The sequence below is a fragment of the Treponema sp. SP13 genome (assembly GCF_050938355.1).
GTDB lineage: Bacteria > Spirochaetota > Spirochaetia > Treponematales > Treponemataceae > Treponema_D > Treponema_D socranskii.
This window is the reverse complement of the sequence record NZ_JADOVM010000003.1, coordinates 45,084-64,193: the sequence shown is the minus strand read 5'-3', so window position 1 is coordinate 64,193 and position 19,110 is coordinate 45,084. Positions and strand designations below refer to the sequence as shown.

20 protein-coding genes are annotated in these 19,110 nt (G+C 49.4%); all 20 read left to right on the top strand.

Features of this window, described 5'->3' with window-relative positions; genetic code table 11:
• Nucleotides 1-18: 18 nt before the first annotated feature.
• The 20 genes from IZU26_RS06510 to IZU26_RS06415 all read left to right on the top strand — a co-directional run bounded on the left by IZU26_RS06510 (nt 19) and on the right by IZU26_RS06415 (nt 19,100).
• Complete coding sequence (locus tag IZU26_RS06510; RefSeq protein ID WP_433277694.1) at nt 19-339, top strand: hypothetical protein; 321 nt, start codon at nt 19-21, stop codon at nt 337-339.
• Nucleotides 339-872, top strand: a complete 534-nt coding sequence (locus IZU26_RS06505) for a phage protein Gp27 family protein (RefSeq protein WP_315329802.1) — start codon at nt 339-341, stop codon at nt 870-872. Before IZU26_RS06510 ends, IZU26_RS06505 begins: the two co-directional genes overlap by 1 nt.
• Complete coding sequence (locus tag IZU26_RS06500) at nt 865-2,337, top strand: hypothetical protein (protein WP_433277692.1); 1,473 nt, start codon at nt 865-867, stop codon at nt 2,335-2,337. Before IZU26_RS06505 ends, IZU26_RS06500 begins: the two co-directional genes overlap by 8 nt.
• Before the next feature lie 24 nt (nt 2,338-2,361).
• Complete coding sequence (locus tag IZU26_RS06495) at nt 2,362-3,564, top strand: phage portal protein family protein (protein ID WP_433277691.1); 1,203 nt, start codon at nt 2,362-2,364, stop codon at nt 3,562-3,564.
• A gap of 32 nt (nt 3,565-3,596) precedes the next feature.
• Nucleotides 3,597-5,000: a phage head morphogenesis protein gene (locus IZU26_RS06490; RefSeq protein WP_433277689.1), complete on the top strand. Its 1,404-nt coding sequence runs from the start codon at nt 3,597-3,599 to the stop codon at nt 4,998-5,000.
• A gap of 475 nt (nt 5,001-5,475) precedes the next feature.
• Nucleotides 5,476-5,673: a hypothetical protein gene (locus IZU26_RS06485; protein ID WP_433277687.1), complete on the top strand. Its 198-nt coding sequence runs from the start codon at nt 5,476-5,478 to the stop codon at nt 5,671-5,673.
• 49 nt (nt 5,674-5,722) lie between these two features.
• Nucleotides 5,723-6,700 carry a hypothetical protein gene (locus IZU26_RS06480; RefSeq protein WP_433277685.1) on the top strand — a complete coding sequence of 326 codons (978 nt, stop codon included), beginning with the start codon at nt 5,723-5,725 and terminating at the stop codon, nt 6,698-6,700.
• Between the two features lie 45 nt (nt 6,701-6,745).
• A complete protein-coding gene (locus tag IZU26_RS06475) occupies nt 6,746-7,114 on the top strand; it encodes a hypothetical protein (protein WP_433277683.1) in 369 nt (122 codons plus the stop codon).
• Between the two features lie 55 nt (nt 7,115-7,169).
• Entirely contained in the window at nt 7,170-8,120 is a 951-nt protein-coding gene (locus IZU26_RS06470; RefSeq protein WP_433277681.1) for a major capsid protein, read from the top strand.
• Nucleotides 8,121-8,213: 93 nt separating this feature from the next.
• Nucleotides 8,214-8,603 carry a hypothetical protein gene (locus tag IZU26_RS06465; protein ID WP_433277679.1) on the top strand — a complete coding sequence of 130 codons (390 nt, stop codon included), beginning with the start codon at nt 8,214-8,216 and terminating at the stop codon, nt 8,601-8,603.
• Nucleotides 8,593-9,198, top strand: a complete 606-nt coding sequence (locus tag IZU26_RS06460; RefSeq protein ID WP_433277678.1) for a hypothetical protein — start codon at nt 8,593-8,595, stop codon at nt 9,196-9,198. The genes IZU26_RS06465 and IZU26_RS06460 overlap by 11 nt, the downstream gene beginning before the upstream one ends.
• Nucleotides 9,199-9,216: 18 nt before the next feature.
• A complete protein-coding gene (locus tag IZU26_RS06455) occupies nt 9,217-9,633 on the top strand; it encodes a hypothetical protein (RefSeq protein WP_433277676.1) in 417 nt (138 codons plus the stop codon).
• 13 nt (nt 9,634-9,646) lie between these two features.
• Nucleotides 9,647-10,333 carry a hypothetical protein gene (locus tag IZU26_RS06450; RefSeq protein ID WP_433277674.1) on the top strand — a complete coding sequence of 229 codons (687 nt, stop codon included), beginning with the start codon at nt 9,647-9,649 and terminating at the stop codon, nt 10,331-10,333.
• A 2-nt stretch (nt 10,334-10,335) separates the two neighbouring features.
• Nucleotides 10,336-10,788 carry a hypothetical protein gene (locus IZU26_RS06445; RefSeq protein ID WP_433277672.1) on the top strand — a complete coding sequence of 151 codons (453 nt, stop codon included), beginning with the start codon at nt 10,336-10,338 and terminating at the stop codon, nt 10,786-10,788.
• A 59-nt stretch (nt 10,789-10,847) separates the two neighbouring features.
• Nucleotides 10,848-11,084 (top strand): hypothetical protein, encoded by a 237-nt coding sequence (locus IZU26_RS06440; protein ID WP_433277670.1) that lies wholly within the window; start codon nt 10,848-10,850, stop codon nt 11,082-11,084.
• A gap of 19 nt (nt 11,085-11,103) precedes the next feature.
• Complete coding sequence (locus IZU26_RS06435) at nt 11,104-13,671, top strand: phage tail length tape measure family protein (RefSeq protein WP_433277668.1); 2,568 nt, start codon at nt 11,104-11,106, stop codon at nt 13,669-13,671.
• A gap of 1 nt (nt 13,672) precedes the next feature.
• Nucleotides 13,673-14,029, top strand: a complete 357-nt coding sequence (locus IZU26_RS06430; protein ID WP_433277666.1) for a hypothetical protein — start codon at nt 13,673-13,675, stop codon at nt 14,027-14,029.
• The gene (locus IZU26_RS06425) at nt 14,022-14,501 is read left to right on the top strand and encodes a DUF1833 family protein (protein WP_433277665.1); all 480 of its coding nucleotides are present in this window, start codon (nt 14,022-14,024) and stop codon (nt 14,499-14,501) included. The genes IZU26_RS06430 and IZU26_RS06425 overlap by 8 nt, the downstream gene beginning before the upstream one ends.
• Entirely contained in the window at nt 14,501-14,917 is a 417-nt protein-coding gene (locus IZU26_RS06420) for a C40 family peptidase (RefSeq protein ID WP_433277664.1), read from the top strand. Before IZU26_RS06425 ends, IZU26_RS06420 begins: the two co-directional genes overlap by 1 nt.
• Nucleotides 14,889-19,100, top strand: coding sequence for a host specificity factor TipJ family phage tail protein (locus IZU26_RS06415; RefSeq protein WP_433277662.1), 4,212 nt, complete (start codon nt 14,889-14,891; stop codon nt 19,098-19,100). Before IZU26_RS06420 ends, IZU26_RS06415 begins: the two co-directional genes overlap by 29 nt.
• The last annotated feature ends 10 nt before the right edge of the window (nt 19,101-19,110 follow it).

Sequence of the window (19,110 nt, the reverse complement as noted above, 5' to 3'; positions counted from 1 at the left end):
CGATAGAGGTGTGTCGTTATGGATTTTAAAGAGATTGCCGCAATTACAACAGGAGCCGTTACGCTTCTCGGTTTTATCGGGACGTGGATCAAAATCGGTATTGCGAAGGGCAAGTCGGATTCGGCAATCGATGCGGCACAAAAATCTGCGGACAAGGCCGCTTTATCCGCCTCTATGATCGGAGAGCGTATGGACGCAAAACTGTCGCAGCTCGACGCACGGATCGACAGCATAAAAATCGACAACGCGATGATATTGTCGAAGCTCGAAACGAATATCGACTGGATAAAAGAGAGCATCGGTGAAATAAAACGGAAGATCGACGTGAGGGGGACGTGATGCCGAAACGGAATAAAATAGAGCTGCAGGGGCTTGTCGAACGCATCGTCGATATGTTTTACAAAGACAAGCTCACGCAGATACAGATCGCGGATAAACTCAAAACCGAAGGGTACGATGTATCGAAAAGCGGGGTCGGGCGTACGCTTGTATCGCACGCATCGCAGATGAAAGCGTATCGGGATGCGGCGAAAGAATCGGTTGAAATTATCCGCGAACTGAAAAACTCTCCCGGTCTCGATATTGCCGAAGCGACGGTGCAGATCGTCCAGACGAAACTTTTACAGGAAGTAAAAAAGTTCGACACGTTTTCAACGCTTGCACCCGAAGACGTACTGCGTGCAGTATCGCGAAATACCAACTCGCAGGCGAAGATCGCAAAAGTAAAACTCGACTACGAAAAAGGCTACCGGCAGGGACTGTTCCGCGCAGCGGAAGTGCTTGATGAAGAAGGACGGAAGGCGGGGCTTTCTGCCGAAACGATTGCCGAAATCAAGCTCAAGATAACGGGACAGAGGGTACGGCATGAGTGACAGTCCCGGAATCTTTTTGCCGTATCAGGAAGCGTGGATAAATGACGAAAACCCCTTAAAGCTCAGCGAAAAATCGCGTCGTATCGGTATTTCGTGGGCGGAGGCATATAACTCGGTACTTAAATCGGCGGCATCCCGCGAAGCCGGCGGCATGAACACGTATTATCTTTCGTACAACAAATCGATGACGCGGCAATTTGTGCAGGATTGTACCTTTTTTGCCCGTATCTTAAATATTGCCGCAAGCGCGATGCAGGAAGTCGTCATTCAAAACGAAAAGCAGGATATCACGATGTACCGCATCACCTTCGATTCGGGCTATGAAATTGCCGGGATGCCGAGCGACGCGTACAACTTACGATCGAAACAAGGGCGCGTCGTATTCGACGAGGCGGCGTTTTGCGGCGATATGGACGGCGTACTTAAAGCGGCGAAAGCGCTTTTGATTTGGGGCGGACAGCTGTCGGTTATTTCGACGCACAACGGAGACGATAATCCGTTCAACCTTTTAATCAAAGACGCGCGGGCAGGACGTGAAAAAGGCTGGAGCATACACCGCACGACGTTCGACGAGGCTGTCGAAGCGGGGCTGTATAAAAAAATATGCGAGCGTAACGGCGAAAAGTGGACAAAGAAAAAAGAGGGAGCGTTCGTAAAAAAGATCCGCGAAATCTACGCGAACAACATAGACGAAGAGCTCAATGTCATCCCGCGCCCTTCCGCCGGCCGTTATTTCGGACGCGGATTGCTCGATCTGTGTACCGGACGCAACATCGTAATCAGACGTTTATCGTGCAAAAACGATTTTCTCCACAAAAGTGAAAGCGTGAAAGAAAACGTCATCGTCTCTTTTTTCAATACGGAAATCGCGCCGATCCTTTCCGCTTTGAAGCACCTTGTCTTTTTCGGAAACGATTTCGGGCGAAGCGGCGACTTAACGACATACTGGCTCAACTGCGATACCGGAGCCGCCCTTGAAACAAAACTGATTATAGAATTACAAAACGTACCGTTTGAACAGCAGGAACTTTTCAGCGATATGCTGACGGACTTGCTCGATAAGCGGAAGATATTCGGAGGCGGAGCACTCGATTCGAGGGGGAACGGACAGCAGCTTGCTGAACATGCGATGCTGCGGCATCCGGGCGCTATTATCTGTGTTATGGAAAATGCTGCATGGTACGGGAAGTATGGGGCTGACTTACATGCGCTCATGGAATCGAAAGATTTTACCGTCCCCGATGACGATGTGATAAAAGGCGATTTTGCAATCGTTACGCTTAAGAACGGCATACCGTATATACCGCCTATACGGACAGGAGACCGCGACGGAAAAGGTACACGTCACGGAGATGCGGCAAGTGCGGCACTGCTTTCGGTGTGCGCGTGGCGCGAATGTGCGGCAGACCCCGAACCTGTTTTCGCCGTTACCAACAGAAAGGATCCGTGGAAACAGCGGATTTAATACTTGTGATGTGAGGTATGCACTATGGCACGAACGAAATCCGTTACCGGACAAATTATAGATCTCTCCTCGTTTCGCATGGTCGCTGGCTACATCGACGATACGTCGGCATGGCTTAATGATATCGGCGAGCGCGAGACGATTTTTGAAAAGATGCGGAACGACGGACGAGTTGAATCGCTCGTACAGGAGCGGAAAAATAAAGTGCTCCAAATGTACGGAAGCCTTACGGCAACCGGCAATAAAGCTGTCGATGACGCGTGCGAAAAATACCTGACGTTCAATGTGTTTTATGCGTTGAACAATATCATGCTCAATGCAGTGCCCTACGGGATCGCCGCTTGTGAAAACCTTTGGGCGTTTGAAAGCGGGATGTATGTGCCGAAAGGCTTTCTCCCGATCCCGCGGACGGCGCTTTCGTTTCCGCAATCATCCGATGTGCCGTATGGCACTCCTGTTATTACTTCGCTCGGAATTTCGCTTTCTGATCCGACAAAATTTTCTCTGCACCGAAACGATGACGGAAACCTTACGCTTTGGGGCAGACCGACACTGAGGGCGGCATACATCTTTTGGAAGTTTAAAAACTTAGGCGTACGGTTTTGGGCGACAGCGGCGGAAAAAATCGGCTGTCCTTCGATCCTCGCGCTCTTTGAAACAAAGAATGAAGATCAGGCGAAAAAGCGCGCGAAAGAATTAACGAACGCGCTCGAACAGTGGGAGGGGGGAAGCTCAGGCGCATTTGCGAACATTCAAAGCATACAAGTGATCCAGTCGCAAATCAACGACTTCAATCAAATCGTCGAAACGTGCAATGCGGAAATCGCGTATGCGCTGACGGCACAGTCGCTTGCGACAAATCAGGCCGAATACGGCACTCGCGCGCAAAGCGATACGCATACGCTCACGTTCGACACGATCATCAAAGGCGATGCCTACGCGGTACAACAGGTCGATCAGCGTCTCGTGCAGGCATTTTGCGAACTGAACTTTCCGGGAGAGGCGGTGCCGTCGTACGACATCGATTCGTCCGACTTTGCAGACTGGGCGACGATCCGCGATGCGATAGACCGAGGTGTACCGGTAAGCCTTTCGGCGATCTATAACAAAATCCACGTACCGAAACCGAAAGACGATGCGGACAGCTTTATCCGTGTACAGCAAAGTCCGATGCTGTTTTCGGACGGGGCGCACGATTTTTTTTCGCGGACGCAGCTCCACACATAAAGCACGAGCGGCTGCGGTCGAAAAAACTTGATGTGCTTGCAACGAAAGGATGGCTCGCTATTTCCGAAAGCGTCGGCGTTCGGCTACGGGAGTATCTCGAAGCGCTCGAAAAAAATCCCGATATAAAAAATACGCAAAGTGTCCTGCCGTGCGATTTCTCCGCGGTGAGCGCGGCTGCAACGCTTTTTATCAAATCGCTTTTATCCGGCATCGATTCGGCGTCGCGGAAAAACAATTTTGATGACACTCTCGATATCGACACGCTGCCGTTCGATGAAGCGGTCGCCTATCTTAAAAAGCGCGATGTGCTGACAAAAACTGATTATGATGCGCTTGCGGACAAAATGAAGTTCCGCGCGTTTACGGCAAGCCGCGTCGCAGACGGCGATCTTTTAAAACGTATCAACGGTGCGCTGATACAAAATGAAACTGCTGGCGGAACGCTTAAAGATTTTTTGAAACTGACGAATGACGAACTCCTCGATAAAGTCGGTATGGGACCGAATGCCGGATGGTATTGGGAAACAGTCTACCGGACGAATATGCAAACAGCCTATAACACGGGGCGCGCTATCGAACTTAATGAAGTCCCTCCGCTTGCCCTTGAATTTATCGCAATCGACGATACGCGTACAAGCGATATCTGTAGACCCTATGCCGCCTCCCGCGTCATTCTTCCGCCGGACGATCCGTTTTGGAAAACGCATTGGCCGCCCCTACATTTTAACTGTCGATCGACCGTGCGCGGAATTTACGATGAAGACGAACTCCCGGATAATTTTACACGTCCGACCGAAACGGGACATACGGCGAAAGGATTCGGGAGATATCCGCTTGCAAACGATGACTGGTGGCGGGAGCTTGAAAGTCAGGCAAAACGGGCCGCTGAATACGGGGTACAGGGAGAAATTATACAGGCAGCGCAAAAGTTTGCTCTCGATCGTAATGCGGCCGTAGGAAAAACAGGTGGAAAAGACAGTATCAATACCGGAGGTATTTTAGATAAGAGCATCGAGGAGCAAGATCTATTTGCCGACAGTTACTACGAAGAAATACGGAATCGAAAATCGCAAAGTGATATAAAACGAATCGCAAAAAATAGCGGACTGACACCCGAACAGGTAACGGCAATCCGTAATCACGTATTTATCGAAGAACATAATTTTGCAGATGGAGTCCGCGCTCGATTTGATACGGATGTAGATATTGCGCTTGCGTGGCAGAGGCTCGACAACGGAAAACAAACGGAACTCGATATTTTACTTTTAAAACATGAATTCGAAGAGTTGACATTAATAAAAAAATACGGATATATTTATGAGAAAGCGCATCTGTTGGCAAGTAAAAAATATCCGTGGAGTTTTAAATTGAAGGGAGATATGACAGATGATTCTATTCAGGCGTTTATCGACGAACTCCTCAAGTTTTACCTATGAATTTTACGGTGATGTATACGGCAAAGGTATATTGGAGATCGATCGCAATACCGGAGAAGTAGCGCTCATCGATTTTGCAGGTGATGAAAGAGCCGCCGAAAAACTTGTTTTTATTGCGCAAAAAAAATTACAAGCACAAAAATATCCGGAAAAATACACATACGCGTATTATTAATGTGAGACGTGGTAAGCCAATTAAAACGCCCTTTTTTCGGGGCGTTTTTTATTTTAAATCGTCTATCGTACAAATACCTAAAAATCATACCCGCACAACCCTTTGAAAGCCCCTCATTCACCGGTGAATCGCGGTGAATTTGCCCCTGCACACTAAAAGCCGAGTAATTTGCCGTTCTTTGTAAAATCCGCGCATTCTGCGCCGTTTTTTTAAATTCGTATTTATAACTCTTTCCCCGCTTTGCCGTGTCATGCCCGCCGTGGGATATGATGCCGTAAACGCAACATGCGAGGAGGCTTTATGAACAAAGTAATCGAGCTTTTGAAAAGCGTCTGGTCGCTTGTTATGGGGATTGTACTCATAATCACGGCGGCTGGCGTCGCGGTCATGTTTGCGCCTTTGTGGATCCGCATCTGGCTCGGAGTCGTCGGCGGGCTTGGCCTGCTGCTGCTTGCGATTCGGGCACTGCTCATCCGCAAAGACGGAGACAAATCTTAAAATGTTGATGCGCCGTTCGCGGCGCGTCAACTATCTTTTGAGAGGATGTATGAAAAAAATACGGACATGGCAGCTGTGTCGTACCGGAACATTCGGGCAGGACGGCGCGACGATTACGAAAAAAGATTTAGAGGATATCGTCGATACGTTTACTCCGACCCGACCGGTGACGATCGGACACGACGGCGTACACAAAGATAATTTTCCGAAGTTCGGCGACGTACTTGCAATCGACGGTATCTACGACGATGTATCTCATCCCGGTGAGCAGGTGCTTGTCGGAGAAGTGCTGCTGCATCCGGCACTCGATGCGCTCTATGACGACGGCGACGGAAGCGGTGTCTATAAAGGTTGGAGCGTAACGATACCCCGCCGGGCGAGCGACGGCAAGCGATATCTTCACTCGCTTGCGATAACGGGAGCCGTACCGCCGAAGATACCGGGGCTTGAACAGCTTATGACGGAGAGCCGTTATGCGGACGGCGACAAGGTTGAGGTTATTAATTTCAACGATCGAATAGATTATGAGGAGGCTCGTATGACCGAAGAGGAAAAAAAGAAGATGGAGGCGCTTGAAGCTGAAAACAAAAAGCTCAAAGAAGCGGCCGAAAAAAAGAAAAAGGAAGAAGAGGATGCGGCAAAAGCGGCAGCCGATTCGGAAGCCAAAAAGTCCGGCGAATTTGCCGACATCACAAAGCGGTGCGAACAGCTCGAAGCGGAAAACCGCAAAGCGCGCATCGACGGTTTTATCGGCAAAGTGTCGGGAAAAATCCCCGCATCGCTTATGCCGAAAGTAACGGCGCTTGCGGGGCAGTTTGCCGATCGTGCCGAATGCGAATTTGCCGACGGTACGGAAACGAAAAAAACTTCCGCACTCGACCTTTTCGCGGATGTCCTCGATGCGGGATTTAAAGATGCGGGCAATCTGACGCGGCAAGTCTTTACACCGGGATCTTCGGATTTTTCCGATGCAAAAGATCCGAGCGGCAAGAGCGTCGACTGGAACGCACTTGCCGCAAAAATGTGACGCGGGATCAGCGGCATAAGTATACATACCATTCGGGAGGTTATTATGATAAGCGAAAGAGTGTCCGTTGCAACGGGAGATCGCGGCGTGTTTACGACGCAGCATCCGGCAGTGCTCTTGCCGGTACAGCTTACAAACAAAAACAAAACGTATCAGGCGGGTACGATACTCAAAGTATCGGCAGGCGGAACGTACGAACCGGCGGCAGATGCTGACACGCCCGCGTGCATCCTTGCCGAAGATACGGACGGCAGCACGGGACTCGCGCATGCGGGATTTCACGGGGTCGTTGTCCGCGCACGGCTTATCGATGCGTCCGGCGCAAGCGCAAAAGATGCGTCCGATACGCTTGTGAAAAAGCTCGGCGGCATCGGTATCTTTGTCACGCAGTCGTTTGCAGGCGACATGCGATAAAAGCTCCGGCGCCGAGTTTCGGCGTCTGTGTATTATTCATTTTTTGAGGTAGAGTATGATTATTATAAAACCTGAAGATATCGTGCGTATCATCACGGCGTTTCCCGCAGAAACGAGCAATGCGCGCCTTTATTTTAAAACGGCAAAAAACAAAAACACGACGCAGCTTGCCGTCAGCGATATCAAATCGACAGTCGGGAATGTCCCCGTTATCAAAAGAGGCGGCGTCGGTTTCCGGCCGAAGATGGAGGCGGACGTGCTGCACATCGAGCCGCAACCGATCGAAATCGATGACACGTTTTCCGCGGTCGAATCCGACGACTACGAGCGCGCCACGGCGATAGGCAAGCAGCAACTCATCGATGACAGACTTACCCGTTGGGGACGGCTCATCCAAAACACGACGAAAGCGCTGTGCGTACAGGCGCATAAAGGGAAAATCGACTACATGATGCAGGCAGGGCCGAACCTTATCCGTTATGAAGTCGATTTCGGAGACGTCAAAGCAATCATCGCAAATAAAAAGGCATCTGAGCTTGCACTCGCGGATCTCATCGACAGCTTCGAACAGCTTGCCGAAGTGCCGGCCGCAAACGGTATCGGGGGTGAAGTCGAGTTCATCGCTGCGAAAAACGTCTACAAGTGTATTGTGGCGCTTGCGGCAGCTCAGACGAAATTTCCGGTTACGACGGGCGCGGGTTTTATCGACATCGGCGGCTACAAAGTGCTGCGCGATAACGACTCGTATACCGATGTCAACACGAGCGGTACGAGCGTCACAAAACACATGCTTGCCGACAGTGAACTGCTCGTGCGCGCCGTAAACGCAGGGCAGGAACTCGACTTTTTGCGCATCGACGATACGGTGCAGCGCGAAGCGACTCCGCTCTACGCTTTCACGACCGAACGCGATGATCACAGAGGTACAAACCTCTATGTGAAATCAAAGCCGTTCCCGCTCATCAACACGAAGGGTATCGCGCTGATGAAATTCAAAGCGGAGTAAACCCGTACGGGAAAGCCGTAAAGCGCAGATAACGCCGTATGATACAGGGAGCGGATCGCTACAGTCCGCTCTCTTTTTTTTATCGGAGGCACTATGGACATACTTACCGCAGCGGATTTAAAACACGAGCTGACACCGCAGGATTATCAAACACTGACATTTACCGACGACGGTATTGCCGCGCGGTGTATCGAGCGGGCGCGTATGGTTGTAAAGGGTCTCATTCTTTCGACCGGGAACGCTTACGACGAGGATGACGAACTCTGCCGTATGTGCGTCTTAAAGCGAGGCCGCGTCGAGCTCTATCTCTTTAACGGGATGCACGAAACGGCGGATAAAGAGCAAAGCGATCTTGATATCATAATCCGAACGAGTTACGGCCCGATTATAACAAAAAACGGCTCGACGGATGAAAGCGGGCCGAGCGTCGCGGTGATAAAAAAACCGAACGGCAACGTATTGGATCGGCACTATGGGAGTTAGCATCGTAGAAAAGCCGCGAGAGACGGGAGCCGTGATGCGGACACTTAAAAACGGCTTACCCGATGTAATGCGCCGCATGTCGGTCGTCATGAGTAACGAAATAATCGGCGCGATCAATAGGGGTGTCCCGCCGCCGAATGCGCCTTTGACTGCCGCAGTTAAAGGCGGGACAAAAACGCTTCGCGATAACGGCGAGCTTATGGCATCGATCGCGGCTCACTCCGGTACCGATTGGGCAAGCGCCGGAACGAATAAAAAACAAGCGAGTGCCTTACAACACGGAAAGACGATTACGGCAAAAGGAAAAGGTCTTTGGCTTCCGGCAAATGCAAATACACGCCGTTTATACCGAAAGTACAACGCGCAGTCTCCGGCCGCACTTATAGCAGCGATGAGGGGTGACGGCTATTCGTTTTTCAAAATGGGAAAAGTTTTTTGTGCGAGAAAAAAGAACGGCTCGCCGTTCGCCGTTTTTATTATAAAAAAACAGGTGACTATTCCCGCTCGTCCGTTTGTAAAGATTACTGAAAGAGCACGGAAAGCGATAAAAAAGATATGGGGCGATGCGGTAAAGACCGTGCTGTCGAAAAAATGATTTTACAGAGGGGCTGATATGCAAAAACTGTTTGATGCATTATGTGATGCGATACGGAAAGAACTCAATCTCGAGCCGGTGCTGCTGCCGCAAAAGTCAAAGACTGCAACGGGACATGTCGTCCTTGTATTTCAAGATATCACGGAGTGCGGAAACGGCAGTGAAACCTTGTATATAAATGCCGAATATCGATCGGGCGGTACGGGGTCTACATGGGCGATTGAAACGGCAAAGGCGAAGCGGAGATTTCTTAAAATCGAGCAAGACAATATGCCGATTACCGTAAACGGCAAAACGCTGTGCGCTCACTGGACGAGCCGAGGGACGCCGTATTTGGAGTATCCTGACGGAGAGGAAAACGGCGGTATGCCTTGCGCTTACGTCGCTCCTTATACGATCCGGATAAGTTATCCGATATCGTTGATTGATGACTGATTAGGAGGTAGGTATGAAACCGGCTGGAAAAGACGGAAAGTTGTATTTGATCGCATTTAAAGAAGCGGTGACAGGAGGAGCGAGTGTCACGCTCGATAAAAGCGGCTTTTTCAAAATCAAATCGATCGCGTCATCGACAAGCTCTCTTCCGACAAAAGACAGCGGCATCGCCGGAGGCGAGAACATCAAAGTCGGACAAATCGTCCACTTGTGGAAGGGACAAGCGCTTGCCGCAGGCGATGCGGTGATCCCGCTCGAACTTACACTCGTCGGTTTCGTGAAAGACATACCGAACAGTCTGCAAGGATCGAGCGTCGATATTTCGACGCAGGAAAACGTCGAGTCCGGAATCCGCGAATGGGCCGAAAGCGCGTTTTCCGACGGGAGCGGAACGATCACCGGTACATTTGAAACCGACAGCGAAGCGCAGCGGAAACTGCTCAACAATTTTCAGGAAATCACGATCGACGACGGTACGCACGTCACGCGGCTCCCGGCAAAAAAGCAGCATCAGGATTATATGCTTTCGAGACGCGAAACCGAAACCGTCGGAGAGACGGCCGTGTGGGAACATTTCCCCGTCATCGTCGAAAGTCTTACGAAAGACAAGCCGCTTGACGGCGAGCAGAGCTTTTCGTTCGCATACAAGGTTGACGGCGGAAACTTTCCCGGCGTCATCTACTACAAAGTCAAGGAGTAGTTATGATTTTTACCGAAGAGCCGCGCTATGATTTTTATCCCGACATACGTGACAATCTGTCAAAGCCCGAACATGAGCGCCTTGCAGTCGAGATAATCCGTCCGACCGGCTATATGCGAAAAGAGTTCGTAACGACGGTTGCTACGCGCGAATACTACCGCGACGATCAGCCGGTAGATGACGCGGGTAACGAGCGCGCCGTCAAAAAGCTCAAAAAGGTCACGCTTAAAATGCAAGTCGACGCGGATTATATCCTTCGAAATTGCGTCGGGAAAATAAAGAATATGAGCGTCGAAACCGTCGGTAAAGACGGCAAAAAAGCCGAACGCGTTATCGCCGACGGTGCCGCCCTCGCCGAGTGCCGTGCCTACGGTACCGAAGAGCTTGTCAGCGCAATCGTCGTCGAAGTGCAGTCAGACACGATCACCGATTCAAAAAAAAAGAATACCGCATAGCGCTTCAGTGCATTCTCTCATCTCTCTGGCCTCCCGCGTGGGAGGCGGAGTTTTGCGAGATGAGCGAAAAAATCGCATGGCCGGAATCCGAAACCGGCTACATCAGAATCAAACGAAAAGATATTGCCTCATACATGACGCAAGAGTTTTTTACGCTTGTCGATACCTACGCACGCATAAAGCAATACGGCTGGCCGCAAGGAAAAGGCTACCTCGCAGAGCCGAGAATGCTGCTCGCGCTGGTAACATTATTCGACGACGAAAAGGCGCATTTTAAAGCCTTTGCTGAAAAATAATTATTAACGAGGAGCGGATATGCCCGTTACGGAAGAAGAGCTTCGCGTACTTGTCACTGCCGAAGTCGATAAGGCGATCAAAGAAATGAGCCGCATGGATAAGCAGACGAAAGCGAGTTCGAATGAATTCAAGCAGCTCGGAAAAGCTATCGCGGCGGGATTTTCAGCAAAAGCCATTATCGATTTTACGCGGCAATCGGTTGCGGCGTACCAGCAGGATAAACAGGCGCTCGACATACTCCGTTCGACAATAACGGCGACGGGAGCGGCCGCGTGGACGAGCGTCAACGATCTCGACGCGATGGCAGAATCGTTGCAGGATGTGACAAACTACAGTGTCGATACAATCGAATCGATGCAGTCCGTTTTGCTCGGATTTAAAAACATCAAAGGCGATAATTTTACGCAGGCGACGAAAGCGATCCTCGACATGGCGACCGTTATGAAAACGGATCTCTCAAGCGCGGCGCAATCGGTCGGGAAAGCGCTCGACGATCCGATCAACGGTATCGATTCGCTTCGTAAGCAGGGATTTAATTTTTCCGCCGCACAGAAAAAACTAATGCAGGATATGATCGATACGGGCGATATCGCAGGCGCTCAGAAAATCATCCTCGACGAACTTGCAAATACTTTCGGAGGAGCTGCGGAAGCGGGTGTAGTTGCAGGCGAACAGATAAAAAATTCTTGGAACGATGTTAAAAGTTCATTCGGTGAATTTGCGACGGCAATCGCACAGACGACAACATCTTCCGGCGGATTGAAGACGATGCTCGGAGGGCTTACCGATACCTTTAAATCGCTTACAAAAGCGATGACCGTATCGAATAGCGGCGGCTTTGATGCATGGTATTCGTCCTTAACCGATAACGACAAAATCGCCGAAGCTGAAAAACAGATACGGCATTATCAGGATCAGCTCACCATTTTTTCAGGAAAACAAAAAGATGCAGCTGAGGCGAATCTGGCGTATTGGATCGCCGAAAAGCAGCGCGCACAGGATGCGTCGGAGGCATTACAAAAACAGGCAAAGGCCGAAGCGGATGAAAAAGATGCACTCAATGAAATCAACGAACTCGTGTTTGCGATCTCACAGAAATATGAAAATCTCGGAAAAGACGATCCGGTGATTCAGCTCGAAAAATATAAAAAACAACTTGAAAAAATCGCCGCGGATCGTGCAAAGCTTTTAAAGCCGGCAAAAGATATTGACGGGACTATCATCGATACGAGTAAAGCGCAAAAGGAACTCGATTACATCGAAAACGCGATCAGAAAAAAGATGAGCGAGCTCCGAGACGGGGAGAAAAAATCGTGGAAAAAATGGCTTTCCGATATTTTGAAGATCGATGCCGATGCGTTCGGTACGGGAAAAGAAGCGGCCGAGCTGTACATACAAGGTCTCAGCAACGGATTACAGAGTGATCAAAAAATCAGCTCTCTCCTCGGCAATTCTTTTGATTTAGTGTCAACGCTTGAAAAACAACAGGACGAAGTGGAGAAAAAACTGTCGGAACTTTTAACAATCGATCCGCATACCATAGACGAATCCTTTAAAATCGAAGATCAGATAATACAGGGGCTTATAAAAAAATACGGTGAGCTGAAAGCGGCAAAGGGTGCAGCATACGGAGAAAAAGAACTTGCGGATATACAAAAACAGATTGCCGATATTACAAAAACGGAAAAAGAACTGTACCTTGAAAAGCTCAAGACAAACGGTGCGACGGAGGCACAGATAACCGAAGCTGACCGTTTGTATGACAAATATAAAAAACTGAAAGATGCCGGCAGAAGTTGGACGGATACGATGCAGGAAGGGCTTACGGAGCTTATCCTGAAATACAGCGACCTCGATAAAGCAAGCGCGGGTATCCTTGCAAATATGGGAACGGAGCTTATGTCAATGTCGTTCGATTCCGCGATAACCGGTTTCCAGTCGCTCGGCGAAGCGCTCGGTAAAGGAAGCGATGCGGGAAAGTCGCTTCAGCAGGCACTTGCAAATATGGCCGAGACGATTCTCGATCAGCTTCCGATGATGTTTTTGCAGGCAGGCTTACAGCTCATCGCAAACGGTATGTGGCCGATAGGACTCGGCTTTATAGCCGCCGCAGGATCTTCGGCTATGATCAGCGGCTTTGTTAAAGGGCGCACATCGGACGGCAGCGCGTCGGCAAATGCGCTCGGGGGTGTCTACGATACGGACGGTGCGCTCCCATTCGCGAAAGGCGGTACGTTTACCAATGCGATCGTACAAAGTCCGACATTCTTTCGTTTTGCATCCGGCGCAGGATTCGGACTCGGTCTTATGGGAGAAGCAGGGCCGGAAGCCGTTATGCCGCTCTCGCGGGGCGCCGACGGCTCTCTCGGCGTAAACGCATCGGGAATCGGCGGCATGCAGTTTGCGCTCCGCGTCGTGATCAACAATTATTCGACAGAGGAAGTTGCAGCGACGGAAACGGTAGGAGATGACGGTCAGCGGCAGCTTGAAGTAACTATCGGGACATTGATAAACGGACATCTCTCATCCGGTAAAGCCGATAAAGCGCTTTCGGCGCGGTACGGTATAAAAGCGCAAGGAGTGTAACATGACATCTCTTACATGGCCTATAGGTTTACCGCAAGTGCTACGACTCGACGGATTGAGTGCCCAGCGAAAAAGTTCGGTCGTACGCACGCAGATGGATGCAGGCCCCGATAAAATCAGACGACGGTATACCGTCTCGACAAAAGTATTTACCGGCTCAATCGTCGTCACGGAAAAACAGCGCGAGCTGTTTGAAGTGTGGTATCGAAATGTCATTGCAGACGGTGCGTTACGATTTGTGATGAAAGATCCGCAGACGTTACAACCGGCAGAGTTTCGTTTCACTGAAGACTACAGCGAAGAACCGATCGAGGGACTGTGGAAGATTGCAGTAAGCGTGGAGAAATTACATGGCTGAAAAAAGATTGAGCGCCGATGCGGTCGCGGCGGCGACTGCGCCCGAAACGGCGGCGGTATTTGTAACGCTGGTGACTATCAATGTCGACGGGGATGCGGTTTTACATGTCTGTGATGATAAACAAGCGATAATATCACAAGGGACTGAATTCATCCCGTGCGGATTTACCGCACTCCTTCCCGATCAAAGCGAGGGCGGAAACAAATCGTGCCGCCTCAGTATCGACAATGCCGACCTCTCGATTTATAAAATCATAAAGCAAGCCGTTAATAAACCGATAACGGTCGATGTCGCGGTCGTGCTTTCAACTTCGCCCGACACCTACGAGCAGGGGCCGCTGCACTTTGTACTTCGAAACGTTACGGCAACAGTCGATGCAATAACGGGCGAGCTCTACGACGCGTATATGCACGACAGAAAATTCACGTCGCTCACCTATTCGCCGGATGATTTCCCGGGGATGTTTTTCTGATGTACGCATGGACTCAAAAATACGTCGGGATCCCGTTTTTATCCGGCGGACGCAATGAGGACGGCGTCGATTGTTACGGTCTCGTCAGACTCATACTTAACAACGAATACGGATATGATCTGCCGCTTTTAGCAAACACGTACGATAACGCACTCGATATTTCCGAAGCGGGATCTTTATTTCAAAAATACGTGCCGCTTTTATGCGGAGAAAAAATATCGAAGCCGGAAGAAAAAGCGGTTGCGCTGCTCAAGATGCGGGGACTCCCGTCGCACGTTGCCCTCTATGCAGGCGATGACTTTATAATTCATGCGATGAGTAAAACCGGCGTCGCGTGTGAGCGACTTTCGCGGCCGGTACTTACATTACTGATCGAGGGTTGGTATCGTGTCGATAAAAATAACTGCGCTTCTTAATCCGTTCTCTTCCGAGCGTAAAGAATTTGACGTCGCACCCGGACAATCGATTGCGGAAATTCTAAAAAAAATTGACACATTTCACGCGGTTAACAGCGGATGGCGTGTACTCGTAGGTGATACCGTAATTACCGATTTTTCAACCGTACCGACCGACGGAGAGCGGGTATATATCAAACTCGTTCCCGAAGGCAATAATCAGGATATGGGAAACGGCATGAAAGCCGGCGGCGGCATTCTCGTTGCACTCGGTATTGCGGCTTCTTTTATTCCGTATGTTGGAGGCATACTTGGGGCAGCACTCATCGGATCGGGTATCGGCATGCTTGCGGGTGGAATTGTTATGTACAACATGCAAATCCCGTCCCTTACTGAGCGGGAAAAACCCGAACAAGATCCGTCAATAAGAGGCAGTCGAAATCAAATGCGGCAGCTCGGGTATATTCCTTTCCTTTTTGGCAGACGGCGCATTTATGCAGATCTTGCAACTTCGTCTTATACATGGGTCGATCCCGCCGACGGCAGTCAATATCTCTATCAGCTTTTTTGTGCCGGTCAAAAAGATCAGCTTATCGACAAAAATACGATTAAAATCGACGAAACGCTTTTGAAAGATTATTCGGCGTCAGGCAGTATCGATCAAATCCTTGCCGGTACGGATAAGCTCTTACAGATGAAAATTGCATACGGAGAAGATACGCCGCCGCTCGTAAAAAAATGCGTTCATGAAATACAGATCAATAGCTTATTAAAAAATAAGACGGATGAGGGACAGGACGGCTCTGTTATCCGAACGACACCGGCGGGAACGACGGAAATCAATGCCGACGTATTTTTTTATAACGGGCTCGGTAAATATAACGACAAGGGCAAAGTCGAAGAAGCCTCCGTCACGCTCGGCGCGTGGTATAAACAGGCAGATGAAGACGACAGCGCATATAAGCCACTCGGATTCTTTTCTGCCGGAAGTAATACGATTTACGGACATGAGCTTAAAACAAAACGCTACGCGATACATAAGACGGGACTTAGTGCCGACAGATGGACGGTAAAAATCTCCCGTCTCTCGGGCGACAGTACGGATTCGAAAGTCGTCGATGCCGTATACGTCGGATCGATCAGAGCGATAAAAAACGAAGCGCCGGTAAGCAAAGAAAAATGCCGACGATTGACACTCATCGGTCTCAAAATAAAAGCGTCGGAAAAACTTAACAATATCGTCGAACAGTTGAACTTCGTTTCCACGGCGAAGCTCCCCGTGTACACCGGAAACGGAAGCGAAGAAGCCGCATGGGAAATGAAGCTTACGGACAATCCCGCATCGGCGGCGCTCTATGTACTTCGCGGGGATTTTTCTCAGCAGAAGCTCGACAAAAATGAAATCGACTGGCAGGCGTTTGAAAAACTGTATACGTGGTGTGCATCTCACGGCTACGGCTGCAATGAATATGTCGCGGAATCGATGCCGGTAAGCAGTCTCCTTTCGGCGATCGCCTCTACATGCCGTGCCGATATTTTTAAGTCAAACGGCAAAATGACCGTCGTGCAGGATATCGCACGGGACGGTTTTGTGCAGCTTTTTACGCCCCGTAATTCACACGGTTATACTGAAACGCTCGTTATGGCCGATATACCCGATTCCCTTGCATTGCAATTTGTCGATAAGGACGCAGGCTTTGCAAAAAACAAATTACAGGTCTATAACACTTCCGACGGTAACCGCATCAAAGAACCTGAAACGACACAGGACGTTCAGCTCTGGGGCGTTACGGACAGTGTACAGACACGCAAACTCGGTATGTATAAATATGCCGTTACCAAAAACCGCCCTATAGTACATAAATTTTCGGCGGATTTCGAATATCTCCTTGCAATGAAAGGCGACTGGATCAAATATGCAGGCGACATCGCGCTCGCAGGCATTACGCAGGGACGAATTACCGAACTTATTAAAAACGACGCTCGGCAAATTATCGGCATAAAGACCGATGAAATGATTCCGATGGAAACGGGAAAACAATATGCCGTACGCATCAGAAAGAGCGACGGAAGCTGTATGCTCATACAGCTTCGGACAATCGCCGGCAGCCGCGACGAAGTGTTATTTCAATTACCGGTTTCCGAAAACAACGGGCCACGAGAAGGCGATTTATTCGCGTTCGGGACGCAGGGGAACGAAGCGATCGATTTAATCATTACGGATATACAGGCAGGCGAAAATCTCTCGGCAGATATAACGTGCGTTGAATATGCACCGGAGATCTTCGCAGTCGATGATCCGAATTTCGTTTTACCCGATTTCAAAAATAATATCACGGACGTACCGGCCGCCGTCGATTCGGGACGTGTCGATTTATCGGGATGGCAAACGTGGACGACTTTTCACGACGGAACGGCAATCCCTGACTTCCCGACCGGCGACGGATCGTCGGGCGGATGGCATCGGATTGCAACGGCAAAAAGTATGTGGATGTCGACGAAGACTGCGCGAACGATTTACGAGGGCGTATGGTCTGCTCCCGTGCCGACGGGTACGCTCACGGTAGATCAATTACTCGGCGGCGATACCGTTATCGGAAAACCCGATAAACCGCAAAGACTTACAGCGGAAGCGGAAAGAGACGGCATCGAAATCAAATGCCGCGCACAATCCGACGGTTTACGAAATACGATAAAAAAATATGTCTGGGAAATCATAAAAGGAGTCCAGAGCTCAACTATTGAAACGACAGGGGCGGCATGTACCTATGTCTTTAATCGTAAGGTCGACGGGTACCCCGAAACATCCGATCTTACAGTGTGGTCGATACGAGTGCGAGCCGTAAACGTATACGGGAAAGAATCCGAATGGAGCGATGCTGCATTTATCGATCTCGATAATTACGGAACATGGCAAGTGGGTGTTCCGATTGTCAAACAGGAAGTCGTCGGGCGAACTGTTATTCTCACGTTTGCAATCCCGCCCCGCAGCGATAATCGTGTCATCTACGGAAATATACGCTATGGTGTACAAATAAAAAGAATCGGGAATGCCGACCCCGTACATTCACCCGATGTATCGTGCGTCGGAGATACCCTTTGGTATGAGCCAAACACGAAAGATGATCCGCATAAAAATGAGCTTGCCTATCGTAACGGAGCATCTCAAAAATGGCTTACAAGCGGAACAAAATATACCCAGCTGTTACCGCTGCTCGGACAATCGACTAATAAAAACGTCAACACAAAATATTCTTTCCGTATACGAGCGGAAAACGAAGCCGGAAACAGTGAGCCGATTGAGAACGTAGAAGTTATAGCGCTTTGTACTGATATTGCAGATATTGTGCATTCGCACGAACACTATAAAAAACTCTATGTGGAAAATCTCTCCGTTATAAGTGCGGATATCGGGAAGATTACCAGCGGTACATTACAGTCGAATATAAAGGCCGGAGAAACAAAACCGAATGTATTACTCGACTTGACGAACGAGGAATTCAGGATCGGAAACGAGCCGTCGCTTGAAGAAGCAGACGATGAGGCTGCCCAATATATTCATTATCGCAGAATAAACGGCGCTGCACATCTTGCTATGAAAGTAGCAAATTTTATTTTGACTTCGGCCGCCTCGATAATCAAAGGGCTTTTTTATGTGAAATCCGTAATGAGCGATATTGCAAGCTCTTTTTTTGTCGTAAATCCGACCGATGAACAGGATAAAATAACCGGTGTCGGTGCGGAGAGTGCCGTTGTAAACGGTGCGCTCGAAATAAAATCACTTAAAATCAGAAAACAAAAAAATGTCGAACTGCTCCTCCATACCGATTACGGTTATCTTATTACCTCATCGGGTGAACGTATACAAATCGGAATACTTAACAGTTTCGGCGGCAACGCGGATATTGAGGGCGATGTAACTGTCGGCGGAGATATCAATGTTGCCAATAATGCCGGTATTACAGGTGATATAACTGTCGGCAAAAACGCAACCGTAAACGGCACCGTTACGGCGAAAGAGTTTAAAACACTCGGAGGAAAATTTTCTGTACCGAATATCGAGGTAATGCAAGATACGTCATTGAATAACGTATCCGTAACAGGGAATGCAATATTGAAAAAGGATTTGTCAATCGGAGCAATACATTTTTGTGCAGTAAAACCGGATGCACCGGTAAAGGGTGATATATGGTTCGAGGAATAAGAGGAGGCTT

Coding starts and splice junctions, on each gene's coding strand:
- IZU26_RS06510 (WP_433277694.1), top strand. CDS start 19: ATGGATTTTAAAGAGATTGCCGCAATTACAACAGGAGCCGTTACGCTT.
- IZU26_RS06505 (WP_315329802.1), top strand. CDS start 339: ATGCCGAAACGGAATAAAATAGAGCTGCAGGGGCTTGTCGAACGCATC.
- IZU26_RS06500 (WP_433277692.1), top strand. CDS start 865: ATGAGTGACAGTCCCGGAATCTTTTTGCCGTATCAGGAAGCGTGGATA.
- IZU26_RS06495 (WP_433277691.1), top strand. CDS start 2,362: ATGGCACGAACGAAATCCGTTACCGGACAAATTATAGATCTCTCCTCG.
- IZU26_RS06485 (WP_433277687.1), top strand. CDS start 5,476: ATGAACAAAGTAATCGAGCTTTTGAAAAGCGTCTGGTCGCTTGTTATG.
- IZU26_RS06480 (WP_433277685.1), top strand. CDS start 5,723: ATGAAAAAAATACGGACATGGCAGCTGTGTCGTACCGGAACATTCGGG.
- IZU26_RS06475 (WP_433277683.1), top strand. CDS start 6,746: ATGATAAGCGAAAGAGTGTCCGTTGCAACGGGAGATCGCGGCGTGTTT.
- IZU26_RS06470 (WP_433277681.1), top strand. CDS start 7,170: ATGATTATTATAAAACCTGAAGATATCGTGCGTATCATCACGGCGTTT.
- IZU26_RS06465 (WP_433277679.1), top strand. CDS start 8,214: ATGGACATACTTACCGCAGCGGATTTAAAACACGAGCTGACACCGCAG.
- IZU26_RS06460 (WP_433277678.1), top strand. CDS start 8,593: ATGGGAGTTAGCATCGTAGAAAAGCCGCGAGAGACGGGAGCCGTGATG.
- IZU26_RS06455 (WP_433277676.1), top strand. CDS start 9,217: ATGCAAAAACTGTTTGATGCATTATGTGATGCGATACGGAAAGAACTC.
- IZU26_RS06450 (WP_433277674.1), top strand. CDS start 9,647: ATGAAACCGGCTGGAAAAGACGGAAAGTTGTATTTGATCGCATTTAAA.
- IZU26_RS06445 (WP_433277672.1), top strand. CDS start 10,336: ATGATTTTTACCGAAGAGCCGCGCTATGATTTTTATCCCGACATACGT.
- IZU26_RS06440 (WP_433277670.1), top strand. CDS start 10,848: ATGAGCGAAAAAATCGCATGGCCGGAATCCGAAACCGGCTACATCAGA.
- IZU26_RS06435 (WP_433277668.1), top strand. CDS start 11,104: ATGCCCGTTACGGAAGAAGAGCTTCGCGTACTTGTCACTGCCGAAGTC.
- IZU26_RS06430 (WP_433277666.1), top strand. CDS start 13,673: ATGACATCTCTTACATGGCCTATAGGTTTACCGCAAGTGCTACGACTC.
- IZU26_RS06425 (WP_433277665.1), top strand. CDS start 14,022: ATGGCTGAAAAAAGATTGAGCGCCGATGCGGTCGCGGCGGCGACTGCG.
- IZU26_RS06420 (WP_433277664.1), top strand. CDS start 14,501: ATGTACGCATGGACTCAAAAATACGTCGGGATCCCGTTTTTATCCGGC.